Origin of the sequence: Massilia sp. GCM10023247 (assembly GCF_042653325.1) — a bacterium.
Lineage (GTDB): Bacteria > Pseudomonadota > Gammaproteobacteria > Burkholderiales > Burkholderiaceae_D > Telluria.
Genome location: NZ_JBHSIB010000007.1, coordinates 58378 through 83971, shown reverse-complemented (window position 1 = coordinate 83971; position 25594 = coordinate 58378). Strand labels below are relative to the sequence as shown.

Genomic DNA, 25594 nt, shown 5'->3' with positions numbered 1-25594 from the left:
GATCGGTGAGAGGTTACTGCGAAATGCTGAGCGCGGTCGACTTTCCGAAGGCCGCATAACTGGAGACGATGACCCGTTCGCCGGGGCGCAGGCCGTCCAGCACCTCGACCTGGGCATTGCTGCGGCGGCCGATGCGGATGGCGCGGCGCTGCGCCTGGCGGCCATCGGGCGCCAGCACGAACACCCAGGCGCCGCCGCTGTCGTCGAGGAAGGGGCCGGCCGGCAGCAGCAGCGCGCGCCCGGGTTGGCCGAGGGTGAGCTGGGCGTCCAGGCTCTGGCCCGGGCGCAGGCCGGGCGGCTGGTCGCCGCTGAACTGCAGCTCGGCGAGGAAGCGGCCCTCCTTGATCTGCGGGTAGACGCTGGCGATGCGCACGGGGTAGCTGCGGCCGTCGTGATCGACGCTGCCGCTGCTGCTGCGGTTGTGACCCGCCGCCACCCGGTTCAAGTAAAACTCGTCGATGCGGGCGGCGAGCTTGAAGCGTGCCGGATCGTCGATGCGGCCGACGTTGCGGCCGGTGGCGATCGACTCGCCGACCTGCATGCGGAAATCGGTCAGGCGACCGGCCGCCGGCGCGCGCACTACCAGCGCGTCGACCGTGCCCTGCACCAGCTGCAGGCCGGTGTCGAGCCCGGCTATGGCCTTGTCGAGCTGGGCCAGGGCGCGCCCGCGCACCGCGTCTTCGGCCGCCGCGCTGCGCTGTTCCAGCGCGAGGGCACGCTGCTCTTTCTCGAGCGCATCAACCGATTCTTCGAGCGCGGCGCCGGAGAGGAAGCCGCGCGCAGCCAGTTGCTCGTTGCGCGCATGGCGTTTGTGCGCCTGCCCGAGCCGGTAGTCCAGTTCGTCGAGGCGGCGCTGGCGCTCGCCGCGGTTGCTCTCCTGGGCCAGGCGCAGGTTAGACAGGTTGTAGATCTGCTGCGCCTGTTCCGCCTGGCGCGCCAGCAATTCGAGGTTGCGCTGCGGGTTCGAGATGCGAAACAGGAGCTGGCCCTTGCGTACGAGCTCGCCGTCGCGCACGAACACTTCCTCGATGCGCCCGGATTCCACCGAGTCGAGGATGACCGAATCGAGCGGCTCCGCGCTGGCGCGCACCACCAGTTCGTCGCGGAAGATGCCCGGCTGGGCCGCGGCGAGCTGGAGCTCGGCGCGTTCGACCCGCAGCCCGCGCGGGATCCGGGTCCAGGCCGCGGCGGCGGCCCCGATGGCGAGCATGGCGATGACGCAGGCCAGTGCGATCGCCTTGCCGCGCTTGCGTGGCACGATGGTGTCCATGGCGGCGCCGGTGACGGCGCTGTGGTTCGGTGCTGGAGACATGAAAGCCCTGATCGAAGATGACGGCAGCCTTCATTGCAAGCGCCATGCCATGGCCGTTTCGGGGCCTTTCCAGCCGTTTTTCTGCCTGACCTGTCCGGTACCGGACAGGGGAGGGTGTTCGTTTCCGGACAGGTGGGCGCCAGGGCCGAACTTGGCATGTCACCTGCTCATCTTCGCTGCTAGAATGCCCCGGACTCCTCCCTGCGTACTGCCTTCATGGACCCAACGACCGCCCGTATCCTGATCCTCGACGACGATGCCGACGTGGCCTTCGCCGCGCGCATGCTGCTGCGGCGCCGCCATGGCGAGGTCGCGGTCCTGCACGATCCCGCGGCCCTCCCGGGCTTCCTGGCGCAGGGCGTGCCGGACGTGGTGCTGCTCGACCTGAATTTCACGCCGGGCCGGACCGATGGCGCCGAAGGCCTGGCGGTGCTCGACCTGCTGCGCGGCCAGGCGCGTTCGCCCGCCGTCATCGCCCTCACCGCGTATGCCGACGTGCCGCTCGCCGTCGAAGCGCTCAAGCGCGGCGCCGGCGATTTTCTGACCAAGCCCTGGGACAATGCGCGCCTGGTGGCCGCCGTCGACGGCGCCCTGGCACGGCGTGCCGGCGCTTCGGCCGGCGCTGCCGATGCAAGCCTGATGGGCGAGTCGGCCGCGATGGCGGCGGTGCGCGCCATGGTGGCGGGCGTCGGCCCGACGGAGGCCAACGTGCTGGTGCTGGGCGAGAACGGCGTCGGCAAGGAACTCGTGGCGCGCGCGATCCACGCCGCCTCGAAGCGCGCCGGCGCCGCTTTCCTCGCGGTGGACATGGGCGCCGTGCCGGAAGCGACCTTCGAGAGCGAATTGTTCGGCCACCGCAAAGGGGCGTTCACCGATGCGAAGGCCGACCGCGACGGACGCTTCCAGGCCGCGCGCGGCGGCACGCTGTTTCTCGACGAAGTCGGCAACATGCCCTTGCCGGCGCAGGCCAAGCTGCTCGCCGCGCTGGAACGGCGCGAAGTGACGCCGCTCGGCGCCGACCGGCCGCAGGCGGTCGACGTGCGCATCGTCAGCGCCACCAACCTCGAGGAGGCGCGCCTGTTCGACCCGGCCGTGTTCCGTTCCGACCTGCTGTTTCGCCTCAATACCATCGTGATCCGGGTGCCGCCGCTGCGCGAGCGGCGCGACGACGTGCCCGGCCTGCTGCACCACTACCTGGGGCATTACGAGGCGCTGTACGGCCGGCCCGCGCGCGACCTGGCGCCGGCCGCGCTGGCCGCCCTGGTGGCCTGGGACTGGCCGGGCAATGTGCGCGCCCTGCGCCATGCCTGCGAGCGCGCCGTGATCCTCGCTGCCGGAGCCGACTACGAGACCGGCGATTTCGGGCTGGCCGCGCCGCCTGCCGCACTGCCGGCGCGGCTTGACGCGGCGCCGGAAGACCAGACCCTGGGCGAAGTCGAGCGCGCGGCGGTCGCCGCCGCCCTGGCCCAGGCCAAGGGCAATATCAGCGAAGCGGCGCGCAGGCTGGGCCTGAGCCGGGCCGCGCTGTATCGCAAACTCGAGAAGCATGGCCTCTAGGCGGGCATGGCAGGCCGGGGCCGGCGCCAGCGTCCTGGTCCTGATGGCCCTGGCGGCGGGCGCGGGTGCGTCGGCCGGGTCGCCGCGGCTGCTGGTGCTGTGCGCGCTGGCGGCGGCCGGCCCGGCATGGCTGCTGTGGCGCGCGCTGGCCCGGCTCGGGCAGGAAGCCGCTCCCGCCGCGCCGGAGCGTGCACCGATGCCGGCCCAGCCAGACAATGCACTGCTGCTCGAAGCGCGCCTCGAGCACGCGCCGGTGGCGCTGTTCCTGATCGAGGCGCCTGGCGCCGAGTCCGCGGTGTTGCCCCTGAACGCCAACGCACGCCAGTTGCTTGCGCCCGGCCGGGTCGTCGACGCGGCGGGGCTGTTCGCCAGCCTGGCGGCGCAGCCGGCCAGCGGGCGCGCCTTGCTCGCCTTCGATACCGAACGCGGCAGCGAGCGCTTCATGGTCGCGATCTCCTCGCTGACGGTGCAGGGCAGGGCGCAGCGCATCGCGGCCCTGCTGCCGGTCGAGAGCGAGCTGGAATCGGAAACCCTGAACGCCTGGCGCCAGCTGGTCCAGGTGCTCACCCACGAGATCATGAATTCGCTGACGCCGGTCGCCTCCCTGTCGACTACGGCGCAAGGCCTGCTGCAGGAACTGCAGCCGCAACTCGGAGCGCAACCCGAAGCGCACCCCGAAGCGCACCCCGAAGGCGAGGCTGCCGCCGACCTGTCCGTCGCCCTCGATGCGATCGCGCGCCGCGCCGCCAGCCTGGCCGATTTCGTCGGCAGCTACCGCAGCCTGTCGGCGCTGCCGCAGCCGCGCCCCGAGCAGGTCGATGTCGCCGACTTGCTGGGCCGCGTGTCGGCCCTGATCGCGCCGGCCTGGCGCGCGCGCGGCGGCGAGCTGCGCATCCTGGTCGAGCCGGCGTCGCTGGCGCTGGTTGCCGATCCCGGGCAGATCGAGCAGGCCCTGATCAACCTGCTGAAGAACGCCGCCGAGGCGACGGCGGGCCTGGCCGCGCCGCAGGCCACCGTGCACGCGCGGCTGGCGCGCGGCGCGCGCCTGCAGATCGAGGTCGGCGACAACGGTCCCGGCGTGCCGGAGGCGCTGCTGCCGCACATCTTCACCCCCTTTTTCACGACGAAAAAGGGCGGGCGGGGCATCGGCCTGGCCCTGGTGCGCCAGCTGGTGCACGGCAATGGCGGCACCGTGCGCCACGTGCGCCCGGTGTCGGGCGGCGCCCGCTTCGTGCTCGGGTTCTGAGAAGCTCCAAGCCTCGGTGTGTCAGCGCACCGTACGGTTCGCCCCGGTACGCTCTAATGGCGGTATCGACAGCAGCAGCGGGACAGGGCGATGCGCAGGAAAACAGGAGCGGGTGAAGCAGTGAATGACAAGGTGCAGGCGGCCGGCGGACCGGGCCGGCCCGGCTACGTGCGGGTGCGCGGCGCGCGCGAGCACAACCTGAAAGACGTCAGCCTCGACATCCCGCGCGATGCATTGGTCGTGTTTACGGGGGTGTCCGGGTCGGGCAAGTCCTCGCTCGCCTTCGGCACCCTGTACGCGGAAGCCCAGCGCCGCTATCTCGAATCGGTCTCGCCCTACGCGCGCCGCCTGTTCCACCAGATGCCGGTGCCGGAAGTCGACGAGATCGACGGCCTGCCGCCGGCGGTCGCCCTCCAGCAGCAGCGCGGCTCGCCCACCACGCGCTCCTCGGTGGGCAGTGTCAGCACGCTGTCGAACTCCCTGCGCATGCTGTATTCGCGTGCCGGCGAGTATCCCGAAGGGCAGGAACTGCTGTATGCGGAATCGTTTTCGCCGAATACCCCGGAGGGCGCCTGCCCCGAGTGCTCGGGCCTGGGACGGGTCTACGAAGTCACCGAACAGTCGCTGGTGCCGGACGACAGCCTCACCATCCGCGAGCGCGCGGTGGCGGCCTGGCCGCCGGCCTGGCACGGCCAGAACCTGCGCGACATCCTGGTGACGATGGGCTACGACGTCGACACGCCCTGGCGCGACTTGCCGAAGAAGGACCGCGACTGGATTCTGTATACCGAGGAGACGCCGACCGTCCCGGTCTACGCCGGCCTCACGCCCGCCGAGACGCGCGCGGCATTGAGGCGCAAGGACACGCCGAGCTACCAGGGCACGTTCACCGGCGCGCGCCGCTATGTGCTGCAGACCTTCGCGAACACCGAGAGCGCCTCGATGAAAAAGCGCGTGGCGCGCTACATGGTCAGCACCGAATGCCCGCTGTGCCGCGGCAAGCGCCTGCGCCAGGAAGCCTTGTCCGTGACCTTTGCCGGCGTCGACATCGCCGACATCTCGCGCATGCCGCTGGCGCGCCTGCACGCGCTGCTCCAGCCCTATGCCAGCGGCGAAGCGCCGCAGGATGCGCGCCAGGCCAGGCTGCACCCGGAGCAGCTGATCGTCACCCAGCGCATCGCCGAAGACCTGGTCGCGCGCCTGGAGGTGCTGCTGGCCCTGGGCCTGGGCTACCTTGCGCTCGAGCGCAGCACGCCGACGCTCTCGCCCGGCGAATTGCAGCGCCTGCGCCTGGCGACCCAGGTGCGCTCGAACCTGTTCGGCGTCGTCTACGTGCTCGACGAACCTTCGGCCGGCCTGCACCCGGCCGACACCGAGGCGCTGCTGACCGCCCTCGGCCAATTGAAAGCCTCGGGTAATTCGCTGTTCGTGGTCGAGCATGCGCTGGACGTGATCCGCTGCGCCGACTGGATCGTCGACGTCGGCCCGGCCGCGGGAGAGCGCGGCGGCGAGGTGCTCTACAGCGGGCCGCCGGAGGGCCTGAAACAGGTGGCGGCGTCGCAGACGCGCCGCTACCTGTTCGACGACCTGCGCCGCGCCCCGCGCGCACGGCGCGAACCGGCGGGCTGGCTGCGCCTGGAGGGCGTCCACCGCAACAACCTGGACGACCTGTCGGTCGCGTTCCCGCTCGGCGTGCTCACGGCCGTCACCGGCGTGTCGGGTTCGGGCAAGTCGAGCCTGGTGAGCCAGGTGCTGGTCGACCTCGTGGCTGGCGAACTGGGGCAGGGCGCGGCCGCGCCGGAGCTTGAAGAGGCCGACGACCTCGAACAGGAGGCCGCGATCCCGACCGAGGGCCGCATCGCGGCGGGCATGGAGAGCCTGAAGCGCATGGTGCGGGTCGACCAGAAGCCGATCGGGCGCACGCCGCGCTCGAACCTGGCCACCTACACCGGCCTGTTCGACCAGGTCCGCAAGCTGTTCGCGGCAACCAAGATGGCGAAGGCGCGCCGCTACGACGCCGGCCGCTTCTCGTTCAACGTCGCCAAGGGCCGCTGCGAGACCTGTTCCGGGGAGGGCTCGGTGATGGTCGAACTGCTGTTCCTGCCTAGCGTGTATGCGCCATGCCCGGCCTGCGCCGGTGCGCGCTACAACCCGCAGACCCTGGAAGTGACCTACAAGGACCGTAACATCGCCGAAGTGCTGGGCATGACGGTCGATGCCGCCTACGAATTCTTTGCCGGCGAAGCGCTGGTCGAGCGCTCCCTGGCCGTGCTGCGCGAAGTCGGGCTGGGCTACCTGCGCCTCGGCCAGCCGGCCACCGAGCTGTCCGGCGGCGAAGCCCAGCGCATCAAGCTGGCCACCGAGTTGCAGCGCACCGGGCGCGGCAACACGCTATATGTACTGGACGAGCCGACCACCGGCCTGCACCCGTCTGACGTCGACCGCCTGATCCTGCAGCTCGAGCGCCTGGTCGATGCCGGCAACACGGTAGTCGTGGTCGAGCACACGATGCGCGTGGTGGCCGCCTGCGACTGGGTGATCGACATCGGCCCCGGCGCCGGCGACGAGGGCGGCACCGTGGTGGCGGCCGGAACGCCGGAAAAAGTGGCCGCCATACCGAAGAGCAGGACCGCGCCTTATTTGCGTCCCTGCCTCGGCATGTGAAGGCGGGCGGGCAGCGCCGTCCGCGCGCACGGTTGATCGCACAAAAGCCGCGTCATTGCGTTACACTTAGGATATTTTTCCTTGAAATAATCGCAATACATGACCGGCACATCGCTCGACAACAACCAGTTCCGACGCATTCTCTCGCGCAACATCGCCCTGCCGCTCAGCCTCAGCGTGCTGAGCGCAATCGTGTTTGTCGCCATCGTCGCCTATCTCGTCAGCGTATTGAATACGGTCGAGCACTCGCAGGAAGTGATCGGCAACGCCAACGAGGTCAGCAAACTGGTCTCGGACATGGAAGCCGGCATGCGCGGCTACGTGATCTCGGGCGACGAAAGTTTCCTTGGCCCGTACACGGTGGCGAAACCGAAGATCGACGTCGAGATGGACGCCTTGCTGCGCCTGGTCAAGGACAATCCGGCCCAGGCCGACCACCTGAACCGGGTGCGCGGCGCGCATAACGAGTGGGTGCGCTTCACTGAAGAGGTGATCGACCGCCGCCGTGCCGGCCAGGAGGTAGGGGACACCATCCGTAGCGGGCGCGGCAAGAGCCTGACCGACGACATGCGCAGCCAGTTCGCGAACTTCGTCGCCAGCGAGCGGGTGTTGCTGCAAAAGCGCGGCGACCAGGCCCGTTCGGTCATTACCTGGTCGGTCGGCTCCTACCTGCTGCTGACGCTGATCGTCGGCGGGCTGCTGGCCGCCGCCGGCCGGCGCGAACTGGTGCGCCTGTCGAACGCGTACACCGATGTGCTCAAGCACGAGAACGAACACAATGCCGAGTTGCGCCACCTGAGCTGGCTGCGTACTGGCCAGACCGAGCTGGCGGCCAAGAGCATCGGCCTCAATTCCCTCGAAACCCTGGCGCAGACCGTGCTCGACCACGTGGTGCGCTACCTCGGCGGGGCGGTCGCGGCCATGTATTTCCGCGGCGACGACGGCGTGTTGCGGCGGATCGGCGCCTTCGGATTCTCGAACGACAATGAAGAACACGCGAAGGTGATCCAGCCGGGCGCCTCGCTGGCCAGCCAGGCCGCCAACGAAAACCGCCTGCTGCGCGTCAAGGAACTGCCCGAGAATTACATCAAGGTGGGCTCGAGCCTGGGCGACACGCCGCCGCGCGAAATCGTGATCGCGCCCTTCGCCAATTTCGGCAAGGTTAAGGGCGTCATGGAAATTGGCTTCTTGCAACCCGTGCGCGAGCGCGACATCGAATTCCTGAAGCTGGTGGGGGACGCCATCGGCGCCTCGGTCGGCGCCGTCGTCTACCGCCAGCGCCTGCAGGACGCGCTGTCGGAAAGCCAGGCGCTGAACGAAGAGCTGCAGGTCCAGCAGGAAGAACTGCGCACCGCCAACGAGGAACTCGAGGAGCAGTCGCGCGCGCTCGAGGAATCGCAAACCAGCCTCGAGAACCAGCAGGCCGAACTGGAGCAGACCAATGACCAGCTGGCCGAGCAGGCGCTCAACCTCGACATGAAGAACGCGGCCCTGACCGAAGCCCAGGAACAGTTGCGTACGCGCGCGCTGGACCTGGAGCGCGCCAGCCGCTACAAGTCGGAATTCCTGGCGAATATGTCGCACGAACTGCGCACGCCGCTGAACAGCTCGCTCATCCTGGCCAAGCTGCTGGCCGACAACGTGCCGGGCAACCTCAACGAAGAGCAGGTGCGTTTCGCCCAAACCATTTATTCGGCCGGCAACGACCTGCTGCACCTGATCAACGACATCCTCGACATTTCCAAGGTCGAGGCCGGTAAGCTCGAATTGATGCCGGAAGACCTGCCGATCCGCCGCACGGTCGAGGGCCTGGGCCGGACTTTCGAGCCGCTGGCCAAGCAGAAGGCCTTGCGCTTCGCCGTCACGGTCGAGCCGGACGTGCCGCCAAGCCTGCATACGGACCGCCAGCGCCTGGAACAGGTGCTCAAGAATTTGCTGTCGAACGCGGTCAAGTTTACCGAGCAGGGCGAGGTGCGCCTGAACGTCAGCGCGACCAGCGAGGGCTGGATCCAGTTCAGCGTCACCGACACCGGCATCGGCATCGCCGACGACCAGCAGGAACGCATTTTCGAAGCCTTCCACCAGGCCGACGGCACCGTCAACCGCCGCTTCGGCGGTACCGGGCTCGGCCTGTCGATCTCGCGCGACCTGACCAATTTGCTGGGCGGCTCGCTGGTTGTATCGAGCAAGCCGGGCGAGGGCAGTACCTTTACCCTGAGCATGCCGAAGAACGGCAGCGTGACCGCCTCGCCGCCGGCCCCGCGCGCGGCCGCGCCGGCGCCGCGCCTGCCGCGGCCGGTATTCGCGCCGGAGCCGGAACCGCAAGTGCAGGAAGCGCCTGCGGAGCTGCCGGCCGGCCCGGCCTTCCCGGACGATCGCGACAAGGATGGGGCGGGCGTGCGCACGGTCCTCGTCATCGAGGACGAACCGGACTTCGCGCGCATCCTGTACGACCTGGCGCACGACCTCGACTACCGCTGCCTGGTGGGCCTGACCGCCGGCGAAGGCCTGCGCCTGGCCGCCAGCGAAAGCCCGGATGCGATCCTGCTCGACATCCGCCTCCCGGACAGCTCGGGCCTGTCGGTGCTGCAGCAACTGAAGGACAACCCGGCCACCCGCCACATCCCGGTGCACGTGGTCTCGAGCATGGAAAACGGCGGCGAGGCGCTGCACCTGGGCGCCATCGGCTATGCCCTGAAGCCGACCTCGCGCGAGCAGCTCGAGGCCGTGTTCCGCAAGCTGCAGGAAAAGAGCGCGCAGCAGATCAAGCGCGTGCTGCTGGTCGAGGACGACGAGCGCCAGCGCGAGAGCGTGGTGCAGCTGATCGCCGACGACGACGTCAGGATCGATGCCGTCGGTTCCGGCGAGGAGGCCCTGAACCTCTTGCGCACCGAGATTTTCGACTGCATGATCATCGACCTGAAGCTGCCCGACATGCAAGGCAAGGAATTGCTTGAGAACATGTCGCATGAAGAACTGGTCTCGTTCCCGCCCGTCATCGTCTACACGGGCCGCAACCTGACCCGCGACGAGGAAGCGGAGCTCATGAAATATTCGCGCTCGATCATCATCAAGGGCGCCCGCTCGCCCGAGCGCCTGCTCGACGAGGTGACGCTGTTCTTGCACAAGGTCGAGTCGCAACTGTCGACCGAGCGCCAGCACATGCTGAAAACCGTGCGCGGCCGTGACCGCGTGTTCGAAGGGCGTACCATCCTGCTGGTGGACGACGACGTGCGCAACGTGTTCGCATTGACCTCGGCGCTGGAGCAGCGCGGCGCCAACGTCGAAGTCGGCAGGAACGGTTTCGAGGCGATCGCGAAACTCGACGAGGTGCCGGGCATCGACCTGGTGCTGATGGACATCATGATGCCGGGCATGGATGGACTGGAAGCGACGCGCCGCATCCGCGCGGACGGGCGCTTCAACCGCCTGCCGATCATCGCCATCACCGCCAAGGCGATGAAGGATGACCAGGAGCAATGCCTTGCCGCCGGCGCCAACGACTACCTCGCCAAGCCGATCGACCTGGGCCGCCTGTACTCGCTGCTGCGGGTCTGGATGCCGACGATGGAGCGCGTGTAAGCGCGTCAATGGGTGAACCGATGAAGCACGTTCCGGAAAACATCGACATCGAATTGCGGATGCTGGTCGAGGCGGTCTACCTCAAGTACAACTACGATTTCCGCGACTACACTGGCGCTTCGCAAAAGCGCCGGGTGCTGGCCGCCATGCACGCGATGGAATGCGAGACCGTATCCGACCTGCAAGCGAAGGTATTGCACAAGCCGGAAGCCTTTGCCCAGCTGCTGCAATTTCTCACCATTCCCGTCACCGAAATGTTCCGCGATCCCGAGTTCTTCGCGGCCTTGCGCAGCCAGGTCATGCCGCACCTGTCGACCTACCCCTCGCTCAAGCTGTGGGTGGCCGGCTGCAGCACGGGCGAGGAAGTGTATTCGCTGGCGATCCTGCTGCACGAGGAAGGCCTGCTCGAACGCAGCATCATCTACGCCACCGACATCAATCCGGAGTCGCTGGAAAGCGCGCGGCGCGGGGTGTTTCCGCTCGACCGGATGCGCCTGTACACGGAGAACTACCAGAAAGCCGGCGGCAAGCGCGCCTTTTCCGATTACTACACGGCAGCCTATGGCGGGGCGCTGTTCGAGCGTTTCCTGGTCGAAAACGTGACCTTCGCCGACCACAGCCTGGCGACCGACGCGGTGTTTTCGGAAACCCATTTCATCAGCTGCCGCAACGTGATGATTTATTTTAATCGGCGCCTGCAGAACCGGGTGCTGGGCCTGTTCCACGAGTCGCTCTGCCACCGCGGCTTCCTGGCGCTGGGCAGCAAGGAGAGCATCGACTTCTCGAATCACGCCACGCGCTTCGAACCGATCGCCAAGCGCGAGCGCATTTTCCGCAAGGCCGCCGAATGAAGGCGCTGCCCGCAGCCGTGGTCGAGGCCCTGGCCAGCCGCCGCATCGAGGCGGTCGTGATCGGCGCCTCGGCCGGCGGCGTCGATGCCCTGGTCGAGCTGCTGCCGGCCTTGCCGGCGGCCTTCGGCCCGGCCACCGTCTGCATCCTGCACGTGCCGAGCGACCGCGAAAGCCGCCTGGCCGAACTGTTCGCGGCGCGCCTGGCCTTGCCGGTGCGCGAAGCGATGGACAAGCAACCGGTCGAGCCCGGCACAGTGTATTTCGCCGGCGCCGGCTACCACCTGTCGATCGAGCACGATCGCGTATTTTCCCTCAGCTGCGAGCCGCCGGTGCATTACGCGCGTCCGGCCATCGACGTGCTGATGGAGTCCGCCGCCGACGCCTATGGTCCGGCGTTGGCGGGCGTTTTACTCACTGGCGCCAACATCGATGGCGCCGCGGGCATGCAAAAAATCAGGCAGCGCGGAGGCCTGACGGTAGTCCAGGACCCGCGCGAAGCCCAGGCCGCCACGATGCCGCTCGAAGCGATCCGCCGCTGCGACGCGCACCTGGTCTTGCCGCTGGCCGCGATCCGCGAGCTGCTGCCCCTGCTGGAGACAACATGAGCGACCATAACCTGAGCAAACTACTGATCGTCGACGACCTGCCCGACAACCTGCGCGCGCTCGACGCCCTGATCCGCGACGAACAGCGCCTCGTGTTCCACGCGCATTCCGGGGACGAGGCGCTGGCCCTGCTGCTCGAACACGAGTTCGCGCTGGCCATCCTCGATGTGCAGATGCCGGGCATGGACGGTTTCGAATTAGCCGAACTCATGCGCGGCACCGAGCGCACCCGCAACATCCCGATCGTGTTCGTCTCCGCCGCCGGGCGCGAGCTGAACTATGCCTTCAAGGGCTACGAGACGGGTGCGGTCGACTTCCTCTACAAGCCGCTCGATCCGGATGCGGTGCGCGGCAAGGTCAACGTGTTCGTGGCGCTCGACCAGCAGCGGCGCGAGACGCGGCGCCAGATGGAGGCGCTGGAAAGGAGCCGGCGCGAACAGGAAGTCCTGCTCCAGGAACTGAACGCGACCCAGGCCGAACTCCAGCGCTCGCTGCGCATGCGCGACGAGTTCATGTCGCTCGTGGCGCACGAGCTGCGCACGCCGCTCAATACCCTGTTCCTGGAAACGCAAATGCGCACCCTGCACCTGAAACGGGGCAACCATGCCGCGTTCGCAGGGGAACAGATGGGCGCCATGATCAAGCGCGACGAGCGCCAGATCAAGGCCATGATCCGCCTGATCGACGACATGCTCGACGTCACCCGCATGCGCAACGGCACCCTGTCGGTGCGCCCGGCCCAAGTCGAACTGATGGGCATGCTGGAGCGGGTGGTGAGCGACCTGTCGCTGCAGGCCGCGGCCAGCGGCTGCGCCATCACGCTGGTGCCGCACCCGCCGGTCACGGGGTGCTGGGACGAGTTCCGCATCGAGCAGGTCGTCGTCAACCTGCTCACCAACGCACTGCGCTACGGCGGCGGCTGCGACGTCGAGGTCAGCGTCGTGGTGGAGGGTAAGTGTGCCCGGATCGACGTCGCCGACAAGGGCAAGGGGATTGCGCCGGACGACATCGAGCGCATCTTCCAGCCCTTCGAGCGCGGTGCGCGCAACGGCGAGCCGAAGGGCCTGGGACTGGGCCTGTACATTTCGCGCCAGCTGGCCACCGCCCACGGCGGCGACCTGTCCGTCACCAGCGTACCGGGGCAGGGCTCGACCTTCAGCCTCATGCTGCCCTGCGACGTCATCGTCCCGGCGCGCGCAGCGACGCCCGCCTGATCCGGTAGCGGATCGGGCCGGACGGCGAAGCCGCCGGTCCGCCCGCAAACGGGCGGGCGGTTGCAAAGCGCGCGTCTTTCGTCCACACTGACAGGTCTCTTGCGAGACCGACATCCTTGCCAAACAGGATATGTCACGTCTAGGCGATAGTAGAAATTAATCGTTCTGATGAGATCAATTAATTTTACAAGCGACCGCAAGCGCTTTAAACTTGCATTCATCAACTTTCGATCCACACACAACAGGAGCTTCCATGTCCCTTATCAATACCGAGATCAAGCCATTCAAAGCCACCGCCTACCACGCCGGCAAGTTCATCGACCTGACCGAAGAGCAGTTCAAAGGCACCTGGTCCATCCTGATGTTCTACCCGGCCGACTTCACCTTCGTCTGCCCGACCGAACTGGAAGACCTGGCCACGTTCCAGCCTGAATTCGAAAAGATGGGCGTCAAGGTCTATGGCGTCTCGACCGACAGCCACTTCGCCCACAAGGCATGGCACGACACCTCGGACGCGATCAAGAAGGTCAACTACCCGCTGATCGGCGACCCAACCGGCCTGCTGGCACGCAACTTCCAGGTCATGATCGAAGAAGAAGGCATGGCCCTGCGCGGTACCTTCGTCATCAATCCTGAAGGCCAGATCAAGGTCATGGAAGTGCACGACAACGGCATCGGCCGCGACGCTTCGGAACTGATGCGCAAAGTCAAGGCTGCCCAGTACGTCGCTTCGCACCCGGGCGAAGTCTGCCCGGCGAAGTGGACCGAAGGCGCCGAAACCCTGACCCCATCCCTGGACCTGGTCGGCAAGATCTAAGCAGTAGTCAGTAGCAAGTAACGAGCAGTAAAAGCGCAGTAACAGCTGTACCGGGACACCGGCCCGCGCAAGGCCGGCCGGTGTCCCACCCACCGAATACAAGGAAAAACATCATGCTGGAAGCAACCCTCAAGAAGCAATTACAAGCCTATTTGGAAAAAGTGGTGCAGCCGATTGAGATCGTTGCATCGCTCGATGACTCGCCCAAGGCGCGAGAAATGCAGGACCTGCTCAAGGAGATCGCCTCCCTGAGCGCCAAGATTACCTACCGCGAAGACGGCAATGGCGTACGCAAGCCGTCCTTCGCCATCAACCGCGTCGGCACCGACATCGGCATCGAATTTGCCGCGATTCCGCTCGGCCACGAGTTCACCTCGCTGGTGCTGGCCCTGCTGCAAGTCGGCGGCCACCCGATCAAGTTCGACGAGGCGGTGATCGAACAGATCAAGAACCTCGACGGCGACTTCGTGTTCGAGGCCTTCATTTCGCTGTCCTGCCATAACTGCCCGGAAGTGGTGCAGGCGCTGAACTCGATGTCCATCATCAATCCGCGCATCAAGGTCACCTCCATCGATGGCGGCCTGTTCAAGGATGAAGTCGAGTCGCGCCAGATCCTGGCCGTGCCGATGCTGTTCCTGAACGGCGAGCACTTCGGCCAGGGCCGCATGAGCGCCGAGGAGATCCTCGCCAAGCTCGACACCGGCGCCGGCAAGCGCAAGGCCGCCGAACTCTCCAAGAAGGACGCCTTCGACGTGCTGATCGTCGGCGGCGGTCCTGCCGGCGCGGCCGCGGCCATCTACGCCGCCCGTAAAGGCATCCGTACCGGCGTCCTTGCCGACCGTTTCGGCGGCCAGGTGCTCGACACGCTGGCGATCGAGAACTTTGTCTCGGTCAAGGAGACCGAAGGACCGAAGTTCGCCGTGTCGCTGGAAGAGCACGTCAAGCAGTACGAAGTCGACATCATGAACCTGCAGCGCGCCGCCAAGCTGGAAAAGAACGGCAAGCTGTTCGAAGTGACGACCGAAGACGGCGCCGTGCTGAAATCGACGTCGGTGATCATCTCGACCGGCGCCCGCTGGCGCGAAATCAACGTGCCGGGCGAGAAGGAATACAAGAACCACGGTGTGGCCTACTGCCCGCACTGCGACGGTCCGCTGTTCAAGGGCAAGCGCGTGTCGGTCATCGGCGGCGGTAACTCGGGTGTGGAAGCGGCGATCGACCTGGCCGGCATCGTCGAACATGTGACGCTGGTCGAATTCGGCGCCGAACTGCGCGCCGACGCGGTCCTGCAGCGCAAGCTCTACAGCCTGAAGAACGTCGACGTGATCAAGAGCGCCCAGACCACGGAAATCCATGGCGACGGCAAGAAAGTGACCGGCCTGTCCTACCGCGACCGCAATAGCGGCGAGATCAGGACGATCGAGCTGGCCGGCGTGTTCGTGCAGATCGGCCTGGTGCCGAACGCCGAATGGCTCAAGGGCACGCTGGAGCTGTCGCCTTACGGCGAGATCGAAGTCGACGCGCGCGGCGAAACCTCGATCCCGGGCGTGTTCGCCGCCGGCGACGTGACGACCGTGCCGTTCAAGCAGATCGTCATCGCGGTGGGCGAGGGCGCGAAGGCGTCGCTGGCAGCCTTCGATTACATGATGCGCCTGCCGACCGACGAGACCGATGCGGTCGACATGGAAGCCAAGGCCGCGTAAGAATGCTGGCCCCGTGCGGCGGGGCAGCCTTGTACGACGAAACGCCATGCCGACGCAGGTCGGGATGGCGTTTTTTTGTACCGCGCGGATCGTGCGCGGCGATCAAGGCCACGATACCGGATCATAGAAAAAGCGCCGTGCCACTCGTGTGGTACGGCGCTTTCGTAATCGTGCGCGGCCATGCGCCGCGGCTTTGCTAAAATAGCGTCATCGGTACCGCTTCATGCGGCATACCTGCGCTATCTCCGTGCTATCGCCGTGCTCTACGCCGCGATCAATGAAACATCAGCACCGCTGCGCCTTGCAGCGCGTTCGTTTCATATACCAGCCAGGCAGCAGCGGTGGCCAAGGCAATCTGGAGTGCGGTCAGGGCGGTAGGGATCGAGCGCATGATGGATTCTCCGGTCTTCGTATGTGTTTTCGTTTGGTATGGTTCCATCTTAGGCCTGAACCCGGTTCTACAACATCGGCGGGAACTCCGCCGTTCTGTAGGAAAACACCTTGCCCCCCTGTCTCAACGGTAGGAAGACCCATTTAGTGACGCTCCTACGTGGGCTGAAGCCCGCGTCCTATAGCCGTGCTCGCGCGCGCTCATTACAGTTGGCGCATGACCCGACACGACCCCCAACTCCTCCATAACGGCCTCCTCGCGGTGCGCCGCAATACCATCCGCAAGCTGCTGCGCTCCGTATTCGGCATCGAACGGCTGCGCGACGGGCAGCAACGCGTGATCGACAGCGTCCTCGATGGCAAGGACACGCTGGCGATCATGCCTACCGGCGGCGGCAAGTCGCTGTGTTACCAGATTCCGGCCCGCCTCCTGAAGGGGACGACGGTCGTCGTCTCGCCCCTCATCTCCCTGATGAAGGACCAGCTGGAAAAGCTCGAGGAGCTGGGTATCCGGGCCTGCCAGGTCAACAGCAGCCTGAACGCCGAGGAAGAGCATGCAGCCCTGGACGCCATCGCGGCGGGCGAGTGCGAGATCGTCTTCTGCACGCCCGAGCGCCTGGCGTCGCCGGATTTCCTCGCCGTGCTCAAGCAGGCCGACATCGTGCTGGTGGCCGTCGACGAGGCCCATTGCATTTCGCAGTGGGGCCACGACTTCCGGCCGGCCTATATCGAAATGGCGGCGGCGATCGCCGCGCTCGGCCAGCCGCCCGTGCTGGCGCTGACCGCCACCGCGACCGACGAAGTGATCGAGGACATCGGGCGCCAGCTGAACCGGCCGCGCCTGAAGGTGATCAATACCGGCATCTACCGCCCGAACCTGCACTACAGCGTGGTGCAGGTGACCAATCCCGAGCAGAAGTATGCCGAGGCGCGGCGCCTGGTGGCCGAGACCGCGGGGGTGGGCATCGTGTATGCCGCCACCGTCAAGGCGGCCGAGGAAATGCACCGCATCCTCGAGGAAGCCGGGGAATCGGTCACGCTCTACCACGGCAAGCTGGCAGCCGCCGAGCGGCGCGCCAACCAGGACCTGTTCATGAACGACGAGCGCCGCATCATGGTCGCCACCAATGCCTTCGGCATGGGCATCGACAAGAGCGACACGCGCTTCGTGATCCACCTGCAGATTCCGGCCAACCTCGAATCGTATTACCAGGAGTCGGGCCGCGCCGGACGCGACGGCAAGGACGCCAGCTGCACGCTGCTGTTCCTGCAGGACGACAAGCGCCTCCAGCAATTCTTCCTCGCCAAGCATTATCCGGACGCGCCCGAAATCCGCACGGTCTACGAGGCCGTATGCGAGCTGGCCGAGCACGGCGCCGTGACGACCGCCGGCATCGAGGACAGGCTCCCCGACCTGAACGAAGCCAAGATCAAGGTCTGCCTCAAGCTGCTCAAGGACGGCAAGCTGGTACGCCAGAACCGCAAGCTCGAATTCCTCGCCGGCAGTGCCGAGGCAAAAGCGGCCACCTTCGAGCACCTGGCCGAAGTCTATGTGCAGAAGCAGGAGCACGACCGCGAGTCGCTCGAGAAGATGGTCGGCTATGCGGTGAGCGGCTATTGCCGCTGGAAGCTGATGCTCGACTATTTCGGCGACGAGGTCGAGGGCTTCGAGAAGTGCTGCAAGTGCGACAACTGCAAGAATCCGCCGGCGCTGGCCCTGGACGAAATCGAGATCCGCGACGACGAATTCGACCACACGCCGGAGCCGGAGCCTGCCGGACCGCAGTTCGAGGTCGGCATGCAGGTGAAGGTGCCGAAGTACGGGGCAGGTGTGGTGACCAGCGTGGCCGGCGGCCAGGTCGGCATCGACTTCCCGGACGGCGAGCACCGCAGCTTTATGGCAGACTTTGTAGAACCTAGTTGAGAGCGCCTGAAAAAGCCCTCAGGGCAAGGCGCGTCGTCGAAGACAGTACGCCAGTACGGCGAGACGACGCAACGCCGCCATGAGGGGCTTGTCAGGTGCGAAAAGGACCGCATGGCTGATATGGTGGTAGTGCGCAAGGAGGGGCTGTATTGCGTCCCTGGCGGGTTTTATATCGACCCCTGGCGTCCGGTGGAGCGCGCGGTGATCACGCACGCCCATGGCGACCATGCGCGCTACGGCCATGGCCGCTACCTCACCGCCGCCAGCGGCGTCCACGTGCTGCGCTCGCGCCTCGGCGAGATCAACGTCGAGGGCCTCGAATACGGCGCGACGACCGTCCATAACGGCGTCACCATTTCCCTGCACCCGGCCGGGCATGTGCTGGGATCAAGCCAGGTACGCATGGAATACCGGGGCGAAGTCTGGGTCGCCTCGGGCGACTACAAGATCGAGCCGGATAAAACCTGCGCGCCCTTCGAGCCGGTGCGCTGCCACACCTTCATTACCGAATCCACCTTCGGCCTGCCGATCTACCGCTGGGAACCGGAGCAAAGCATCTTCGACGACATGAACCGCTGGTGGCGCAAGAATGCGGAAGAGGGGCGCTGCAGCGTCGTCTTCGGTTATTCCTTCGGCAAGGCGCAGCGCATCCTGTCCGGCCTCGACCCGGCTATCGGGCCGATCGTCTGCCATGGCGCGGTCGAGCCCCTGAACCGGGTCTACCGCGAGGGCGGCATCCTGCTGCCGCCGACCCTGATGGTGAGCGACCTGGATAAAGCCGCCCTGAAGCAGGCGATCGTGGTGGCGCCGCCGTCCGCCTCCGGCTCGCCCTGGATGAAACGCTTCGGCGACTACAGCGACGCCTTTGCCAGCGGCTGGATGCAGTTGCGCGGCGCCCGGCGCCGGCGCGGCGTCGACCGCGGTTTCGTGCTGTCCGACCACGCCGACTGGCCGGGCTTGATGAACGCGATTGCCGCCACCGGCGCCGAGCGCATCATCGTCACCCACGGTTCGATTCCGGTGATGGTGCGCTGGCTCTGCCAGCAGGGCCTGGACGCCGCCGGCTTCGATACCGAATACGGCGACGATGACGATGACGTCGGCATTGCGCCGCAACCCGCCGAAGCCGTGGAGGCGAAGGAGGCGAACGATGCGTGAGTTTGCCCGCCTCTTTGCCGAGCTCGACGAAACCACCGCCACCAACCGCAAGCTGGAAGCCCTGCAAGCGTATTTTTCCACGGCCGCGCCCGAGAACGCCGCCTGGGCCGTGTACTTCCTCGCCGGCGGCAAGCCGCGCCAGGCGGTGCCGACCAAGCTGCTGCGCCAGGTCGCGATCGAATACGCGGTGCTCGACGACTGGCTGTTCGACGAGTCCTACCACGCCGTCGGCGACATGGCCGAGACCATCGCCCACATCCTGCCGCCTCCCGAAAAGCGCAGCGACGTCGGCCTGGCCGAATGGATGACGGAACGCATCGGCCCGCTGCGCGGCGCCGACCCCTTGGTGATCCGCGACGCCCTGTTCAGCTACTGGAACGAACTCGATACGCGCGAGCGCTTCCTGTTTTGCAAGCTGATCGGCGGCGGGTTCCGGGTCGGCGTCTCGCGCCTGCTGGTGACGCGTGCCTTGGCGAATATCGCCGCCGTCGACAGCAAGCTGATCGCCCAGCGCCTGATGGGCTGGACCGACGGCAGCGTGCGCCCGACCGCGACCAAGTTCCTGCAACTGATCGCCGCCCAGTCCGATGAAGAGCACAAGCTGCGCGGCGGCCAACCGTATCCCTTCTTCCTCGCGCATCAACTGCAGGGCGACCCGGCGGCGCTCGGGGCGCTGATTGAGTGGCAGGTCGAGTGGAAGTACGACGGCATCCGCGCCCAGCTGGTGCGGCGCGGCGGCCAGAACTACCTGTGGTCGCGCGGTGAAGACCTGATCAGCGAGCGCTTCCCGGAACTGTGCAGCGTGCGCCTGCCCGAGGGCACGGTGGTCGACGGCGAGGTGCTGGTCTGGGACCACGCGATGGACGCGCCCGCGCCCTTCGCCGAACTGCAGCGCCGCATCGGGCGCAAGACCTTGTCCAACAAGCTGCTGGCCGAACTGCCGGCGGTGCTGGTCTGCTACGACCTGCTCGAACTGGACGGCGTCGACCTGCGCGCGCTGCCCCAGCATGAACGGCGCGCGCTGCTCGAAACCCAGGTCGCCGCCTGCGACCAGCCGCAGCTGAAGATCTCGCCGCTCGTCCTTGCCGATTCCTGGGAGGCGCTGGCCGGGCTGCGCGCCGAGTCGCGCGCGCGCGGCGTCGAAGGCATGATGGTCAAGGCGAAAAGCGCCCAGTACGGCGTCGGCCGCACCAAGGACGTCGGCACCTGGTGGAAGTGGAAGATCGATCCGTATTCGATCGATGCGGTGCTGATCTACGCCCAGGCCGGTCACGGGCGGCGTGCTTCGCTCTACACCGACTACACCTTCGCGGTGTGGGACGAGGAGGAGGGCGAGCGCCGCCTGGTGCCCTTCGCGAAAGCGTATTCCGGGCTGACCGACGCCGAGATCGCCCAGGTCGACAATGCGATCCGCAAGACCACGATCGAAAAATTCGGACCGGTGCGTTCGGTCAAGCCGACGATGGTGTTCGAGATCGGCTTCGAAGGCATCGCGCTGTCCTCGCGCCACAAGGCCGGCATCGCGGTGCGCTTCCCGCGCATCCTGCGCCGGCGCGACGACAAGAGCGTCGACGATGCCGACACCCTCGACACCCTGAAAGGCCTGTTGGCCGCGGCCGCTGCATGAGCGGACCGTCGCCGCGGATCGTCAGCGACTGGTTCGCCGCGCGCGGCTGGAAGGTGTTCCCGTTCCAGCGCGCCGTGTGGAAGGCCGCGCTGGCCGGGGAGTCCGGGCTGCTCCATGCGAACACCGGCGCCGGCAAGACCTTCGCGGTCTGGTTCGCCGCCCTGCAGCGGGGGGCGCTGGCCAAAGGAAGAGCAGGCGGCCTGCGCGTGCTGTGGATCACGCCGATGCGGGCGCTGGCGGCCGACACCCAGCGCGCGCTGGAAGAATCAAGCGCCGAACTGGCGCCCGGCTGGACCATCGGCGCCCGCACCGGCGACACCGGCTCGGCCGAGCGGGCGCGCCAGTCGCGCAGCTGGCCCACGGCGCTCGTCACCACGCCCGAGAGCCTGTCGCTGCTGCTGTCCCATGCGGCCGCGCAGGAACAGTTCAAGCACCTCGACATGATCGTCGTCGACGAGTGGCACGAGCTGATGGGCAGCAAGCGCGGCGTGCAGGTGCAGCTGGCCCTGGCCCGGCTGCGTACCTGGCGTCCCGGGCTCGTGGTCTGGGGCGTGTCGGCCACCATGGGCGACCTCGACCTGGCGCGCAAGGTGCTGCTGGGCGGCGTGGAGGGAGACAGGCCCGGCACGCTGGTCGAAGGCCACACCAAAAAACAGATCGTCGTCGATTCCCTGATCCCGAAGGACGTGTCGCGCTTTCCCTGGGGCGGACACCTGGGCCTGCAAATGCTCAAACCCGTGATCGACGAGATCGAGCATTACGACGCGACCCTGGTGTTCACCAATACCCGCTCGCAGTCGGAGATCTGGTACCAGAACATCCTCGAGGCGCGGCCCGACTGGGCCGGGGTGATCGCCCTGCACCACGGCTCGCTGGCGCGCGAGGTGCGCGACTGGGTCGAGATGGGGCTGAAAAGGGGCGAGCTGAAGGCCGTGATCTGCACCGCCAGCCTCGACCTGGGCGTCGACTTCCTGCCGGTCGAGCGCGTGCTGCAGGTGGGCAGCGCCAAAGGCGTCGCGCGCCTGCTGCAGCGGGCCGGGCGCAGCGGCCATGCGCCGGGCCGGGTCTCGCGCGTGACCCTGGTGCCGACCAACAGCCTGGAAATCCTGGAGGCGGCCGGCGCCAAGGTGGCCGTGGCCGAGCGCAAGATCGAAGGCCGCTATGTGCCGAACAAACCCTTCGACGTGCTGGTGCAGCACCTGGTGACGGTCGCCTTGGGCGGCGGCTTTCGCTCGGAGCAACTGTTCGAGGAAGTGAAAAGCGCCTGGTCCTACCGCGCGCTGACGCAGGAAGAGTGGCAGTGGGCGCTCGATTTCGTGGCGCGCGGGGGCCAGAGCCTGACCGTGTACCCGGAATACCGGCGCGTGCTGCCGGACGAGGAGGGCGTGTACCGGGTGCCGGATACCGCCATCGGCCGCCGCCACCGGATGGGCATCGGCACCATCGTCTCGGACGCCACGATCCAGATCAAGTACATGAGCGGCGGGCGCATCGGCAGCATGGAGGAGTCCTTCATCTCGCGCCTGAAGCAGGGCGACCATTTCCTGTTCGGCGGGCGCATCCTCGAGTTCATCCGCGTGCACGAGATGACGGCGTTCGTGAAACGCGCCACCGGCAGCCGCGGGGCGATCGCGCGCTGGCAGGGCGCGAAGATGCCGATGTCCTCGGAACTGGCCCACGCCGCGCTCGAGCAGCTGCGCCAGGCCGCCGAGGGCCGGTTCGAGGGGCCGGAAATGCAGGCGATCCGCCCGCTGCTGGAGATCCAGCAGAAGTGGTCGGCGCTGCCGACCATCGACACCCTGGTGCTCGAATCGATGAAAAGCCGCGAAGGCTATCACCTGTTCGTCTATCCGTTCGCGGGCCGCTCGGTGCACATGGGCCTGGCGTCGCTGTTCGCCTACCGCATCGGACGCCGCCAGCCGATCACCTTCTCGATCGCGATCAACGATTACGGTTTCGAGCTGATGGCACCCGAGCCGGTGGACTGGGCAGCCGAGTTCAAGGGCGCAACGGGACGCGATGTGCCGCTGTTCGATACCGAGCGACTGCTGGAGGACGTGCTCGAGAGCCTGAACGCGACCCAGCTGTCGCAGCAGCGTTTCCGGGAAGTGGCGCGCATCGCCGGGCTGGTGTTCCAGGGCTATCCGGGCCAGCCGAAATCGAACCGCCAGGTGCAGGCCTCGTCGTCGCTGTTCTTCGAGGTCTTCCGCAAGCACGACGCCGGCAACCTGCTGCTCACGCAGGCCCAGCGCGAAGTGCTGGAACAGGAACTCGAGCTGACCCGCCTGCGCGACACCCTGCACGAACTGCACGCGCGTAAAATCGCCTATCGCGTGGTCAAGCGCGCCACGCCTTTCGGCTTTGCGCTGATGGTCGAGCGCTTCCGCGAAAAGGTCAGCACCGAGAAACTCAACGACCGCGTCGCGCGCATGGTGCGCGAGCTGGAGAAGGCAGCGGAAGTATGACGGCAGCAAGTGTCAGTGTGGCAGGGGAGTCGCTGTTGTTGTTGCCGGAAAAAGCCGTGTTCTGGCCGGCGCAACAGATGCTGATCATTGCCGACATCCACTTCGGAAAAGCGGCTTCCTTCCGCGCGCTCGGGGTACCGGTGCCGCGCGGCACCACCACCGAGAACCTGGCCGGCCTGGACGCCCTGATCGAGCGCCACGGCGCGCGCCACGTCGTGTTCCTGGGGGACTTCCTGCATGCGCGCGCCGCGCACGCCTCCAGCACCCAGCAGGCGATGCTGGCCTGGCGCCGCGCGCGCCCGGACCTGCGCCTGAGCCTGGTACGCGGCAACCACGACAGGCATGCGGGCGATCCGCCGGCGGCGCTCGGCATCGAACTGGTCGACGAGCCGCATGCAGTCGGGCCGTTCGCCTTCTGCCACCATCCGGACCTGGAACTGGACCTGGAACTGAGCGCCGGTGCAGGCTATGCGCTGGCCGGGCACGTGCACCCGGCCTGGGTGCTGGCGACCCGCTTCGATTCGCTGCGCCTGCCGTGCTTCGTGGTCGGCCCGCAGCGGATGATCCTGCCTTCCTTCGGCTCCTTCACGGGCGGCCACGTCGTGCGGCGCGAAGCGGGAGACCTGATCTTCGTCACCTCGGGCGAGGCCGTCCATAGCGTTCGCTAGCGAACTGATGCCGCCGCGGCAAGGGCGTACCTTGCAAATACGCCTGAACAATTGTTCAGTGCATGAAGAAGGAGATCGATCATGAACCTGCGCCCCACGCTGTGCGCGACACTTGCCGCGCTGCTGCCGCTGTGCACCCTGGCGCTGGCCCCTGTCCCTGTCCCCGTCCATGCCCAGGCAGCCGCAGGCGCGAGCCAGCCGCCCCCCACGGCCACCAGCGCGCCGCGCACGGCGCGCTATTGCACCAATTGTGCGACGGTGGAAACCGTGCGGGCGGTGGGCGCCGGTGGCGAGGCCAAGGCCCCGGCGCCGTCGGCCGCCGGCGGACCCGAGGCACGCCGCGCCCAGCGCTATGAAGTGATCGTGCGCTACGCCAGCAATGGCAAGGCACAGACGCTGCAGTACGACAACGACCCGGGCTTCCGCGCCGGGGATGCGGTGCGGGTGAACAATGGGGTGTTGTCCCGGGATCAGTGAGGCGGGATGTATTGCCGGTCCCGGAAACGGCGACGGCTCCGGAGCGGGCGGCAAGTGCGCCACCCGTCGGAGCCGTTTTTCCTTGCCGGAACCAGTCCGGCCCTGGCGCAGGTCAGGCCGTCGTTGCCAGCACCTGGTCGTCGCCGGCCGCATCCGTTTCGGCCTTCTGCTTGGCGCCGGCGCCCTTGGTGCGCGAGCGCGAGGGCGGCAGGCGGCGCAGGGTCTTGAGCGCTTCGGCGTCCTTGATGCCGATGGTGCGCTGGTCGACGGTGATCAGCCCGATTTCGTTGAAGGCCGACAGGGTGCGGCTCACGGTTTCCAGCGTCAGGCCGAGGTAGCTGCCGATCTCGTGGCGCGTCATGCGCAGGTTGAACAGCTTGCTCGAGTAGCCCATCGCGGCGAAGCGGTCGGCCAGCGACACCAGGAAGCGTGCCACGCGCGCCTCGGCCGACAGGGCACCCAGCATGCCGATCATGGCCTGTTCGCGCACCAGCTCGCGGCTCATCACCCCGTACATCAGGTTTTCGAGTTCCAGGTGCACGCGGCCGAGGGCGGTCAACTTCTTGAACGGCAGCAGGATCAGGTCGCAATCGGACAGGGCCACCGCTTCCGATGCGTAATGGCGGGTGTGGATGCCATCGACGCCAAGCATGTCGCCCTTCATCGGGAAGCTCAGCACCTGCTCGTTGCCGAACTCGTCGATGAGCACGGTTTTCAGGAAGCCGGAGTTGACGATGTACAGGGTGTCGAAGGCCTGGCCGATGGTGTGGACGCGCTGGCCGGTCTTGAACTGGACGTGCTGGAACAGCAATTCTTCGGAATTGACCGAGACGGCAGCCGGGATGTGCAGCAGGTCGCAGACTTCCTTGAGGTTGGACCACAAGCGGCCCTGGCGTTGGCGGCCTGCTTCCATCGGGGTGGAATGCATGGTCGAGCTGGCGTTGCGTTGATCTGGCGTTTGCTGGGACTGCATGCTTTTCTCCAGTGAAGGAATCTTGTCTGGCAGCTTCAGTGTAGAAGCGCTACCGGGGACTTCAATAGGATTCATCAAGCGGCAGGCTTGGCTTACGGAGAAAAATTAGATCGCAAGCAAGTCGATACGCTGGAATTCAGTATGCCAACACGAGTTCGGCATTGGTATCAGCAATGGCTGAATGTGCAGGTAGGAGAGCTGCCAGCAGTGTAGGAATAATCTTACTGAGGCCGCTTGCTACCGTATGAGACGGGGAGGGAAACTGTTACTCGGAGGACACGCCAGCGCGCCGGGCGGCGCGTGGCGAGTATGGCACAAACGATGCAGTTGCGATGTCCAACACCTTATGGCCTTGGCCCCA

Annotated in this window: 17 protein-coding genes; 15 read left to right on the top strand and 2 right to left on the bottom strand. The window is 66.8% G+C overall.

Translation table 11 applies throughout. From position 1 onward, the window contains the following. Positions 1-13: 13 nt before the first annotated feature. Positions 14-1312 (bottom strand): efflux RND transporter periplasmic adaptor subunit, encoded by a 1299-nt coding sequence (locus ACFPAH_RS04095; RefSeq protein ID WP_379741043.1) that lies wholly within the window; start codon positions 1310-1312, stop codon positions 14-16. Positions 1313-1528: 216 nt separating this feature from the next. On the opposite strand from ACFPAH_RS04095, the gene ACFPAH_RS04090 reads away from it, so the two are divergent. The 15 genes from ACFPAH_RS04090 (at position 1529) to ACFPAH_RS04020 (ending at position 24260) form a co-directional block, all read left to right on the top strand. Further along, positions 1529-2869 carry a sigma-54-dependent transcriptional regulator gene (locus ACFPAH_RS04090; RefSeq protein WP_379741040.1) on the top strand — a complete coding sequence of 447 codons (1341 nt, stop codon included), beginning with the start codon at positions 1529-1531 and terminating at the stop codon, positions 2867-2869. Next, positions 2859-4115, top strand: a complete 1257-nt coding sequence (locus tag ACFPAH_RS04085; RefSeq protein WP_379741037.1) for a sensor histidine kinase — start codon at positions 2859-2861, stop codon at positions 4113-4115. The genes ACFPAH_RS04090 and ACFPAH_RS04085 overlap by 11 nt, the downstream gene beginning before the upstream one ends. Before the next feature lie 90 nt (positions 4116-4205). Further along, positions 4206-6779 (top strand): excinuclease ABC subunit UvrA, encoded by a 2574-nt coding sequence (gene uvrA / locus ACFPAH_RS04080; RefSeq protein WP_379741034.1) that lies wholly within the window; start codon positions 4206-4208, stop codon positions 6777-6779. A gap of 99 nt (positions 6780-6878) precedes the next feature. After that, the gene (locus tag ACFPAH_RS04075) at positions 6879-10361 is read left to right on the top strand and encodes a response regulator (RefSeq protein WP_379741031.1); all 3483 of its coding nucleotides are present in this window, start codon (positions 6879-6881) and stop codon (positions 10359-10361) included. 20 nt (positions 10362-10381) lie between these two features. Further along, positions 10382-11212 carry a CheR family methyltransferase gene (locus tag ACFPAH_RS04070; protein ID WP_379741029.1) on the top strand — a complete coding sequence of 277 codons (831 nt, stop codon included), beginning with the start codon at positions 10382-10384 and terminating at the stop codon, positions 11210-11212. Further along, entirely contained in the window at positions 11209-11817 is a 609-nt protein-coding gene (locus ACFPAH_RS04065) for a chemotaxis protein CheB (RefSeq protein ID WP_379741026.1), read from the top strand. Before ACFPAH_RS04070 ends, ACFPAH_RS04065 begins: the two co-directional genes overlap by 4 nt. Then, positions 11814-13031, top strand: coding sequence for a hybrid sensor histidine kinase/response regulator (locus tag ACFPAH_RS04060; protein ID WP_379741023.1), 1218 nt, complete (start codon positions 11814-11816; stop codon positions 13029-13031). Before ACFPAH_RS04065 ends, ACFPAH_RS04060 begins: the two co-directional genes overlap by 4 nt. 253 nt (positions 13032-13284) lie before the next feature. Continuing rightward, positions 13285-13848: an alkyl hydroperoxide reductase subunit C gene (ahpC, locus tag ACFPAH_RS04055; protein WP_379741020.1), complete on the top strand. Its 564-nt coding sequence runs from the start codon at positions 13285-13287 to the stop codon at positions 13846-13848. A gap of 113 nt (positions 13849-13961) precedes the next feature. Next, positions 13962-15551 (top strand): alkyl hydroperoxide reductase subunit F, encoded by a 1590-nt coding sequence (gene ahpF, locus ACFPAH_RS04050; protein ID WP_379741017.1) that lies wholly within the window; start codon positions 13962-13964, stop codon positions 15549-15551. 607 nt (positions 15552-16158) lie between these two features. After that, complete coding sequence (locus tag ACFPAH_RS04045) at positions 16159-17865, top strand: RecQ family ATP-dependent DNA helicase (RefSeq protein WP_379741014.1); 1707 nt, start codon at positions 16159-16161, stop codon at positions 17863-17865. 111 nt (positions 17866-17976) lie between these two features. Continuing rightward, the gene (locus tag ACFPAH_RS04040) at positions 17977-19023 is read left to right on the top strand and encodes a ligase-associated DNA damage response exonuclease (protein ID WP_379741011.1); all 1047 of its coding nucleotides are present in this window, start codon (positions 17977-17979) and stop codon (positions 19021-19023) included. Then, complete coding sequence (locus ACFPAH_RS04035) at positions 19016-20650, top strand: ATP-dependent DNA ligase (protein WP_379741008.1); 1635 nt, start codon at positions 19016-19018, stop codon at positions 20648-20650. The genes ACFPAH_RS04040 and ACFPAH_RS04035 overlap by 8 nt, the downstream gene beginning before the upstream one ends. Continuing rightward, positions 20647-23115, top strand: coding sequence for a ligase-associated DNA damage response DEXH box helicase (locus tag ACFPAH_RS04030; RefSeq protein ID WP_379741005.1), 2469 nt, complete (start codon positions 20647-20649; stop codon positions 23113-23115). Before ACFPAH_RS04035 ends, ACFPAH_RS04030 begins: the two co-directional genes overlap by 4 nt. Then, positions 23112-23783, top strand: coding sequence for a ligase-associated DNA damage response endonuclease PdeM (pdeM, locus tag ACFPAH_RS04025; RefSeq protein ID WP_379741002.1), 672 nt, complete (start codon positions 23112-23114; stop codon positions 23781-23783). Before ACFPAH_RS04030 ends, pdeM begins: the two co-directional genes overlap by 4 nt. 81 nt (positions 23784-23864) lie before the next feature. Then, a complete protein-coding gene (locus tag ACFPAH_RS04020; RefSeq protein WP_379740999.1) occupies positions 23865-24260 on the top strand; it encodes a hypothetical protein in 396 nt (131 codons plus the stop codon). A gap of 112 nt (positions 24261-24372) precedes the next feature. On the opposite strand, the gene ACFPAH_RS04015 is transcribed toward ACFPAH_RS04020, so the two are convergent. Further along, on the bottom strand, positions 24373-25173 hold the full coding sequence (locus tag ACFPAH_RS04015) for a Crp/Fnr family transcriptional regulator (protein WP_379742948.1): 801 nt from the start codon (positions 25171-25173) through the stop codon (positions 24373-24375). Positions 25174-25594 lie beyond the last annotated feature (421 nt).